Raw genomic sequence first — 246 nt, 5'->3', positions numbered from 1 at the left:
AACGTCGCGGTCTGCTCGGCGCCGGTGCTGTCGGCGTAGGCGACGGTGACGTTGTTCTCGCCCTTGGTGATCGCGCCGATCTTGCAGCCCAGGTTGATCTTCAGGCCCTGCTTGGTGAACAGCTTGTGCGCTTCCTTGGCGATCTGCTCGTCGACCGCGCCCAGGAAGGTCGGCAGGCCTTCCAGCACGGTGACGTCCGCGCCCACGCGGCGCCAGACCGAACCCATTTCCAGGCCGATGACGCCG

General features: G+C 66.7%; 1 protein-coding gene. It reads right to left on the bottom strand.

The features are described from left to right. A partial coding sequence (locus KVT32_RS31060) for an NAD-binding protein (protein ID WP_217619528.1) occupies positions 1-246 on the bottom strand: 246 nt, incomplete at both ends.

The organism is Achromobacter sp. GbtcB20 (assembly GCF_019091095.1).
Classification (GTDB): Bacteria; Pseudomonadota; Gammaproteobacteria; order Burkholderiales; family Burkholderiaceae_B; genus Achromobacter; species Achromobacter mucicolens.
Note: the sequence above shows the minus strand (reverse complement) of the source record. Positions and strands in the feature narration are given on the sequence as shown.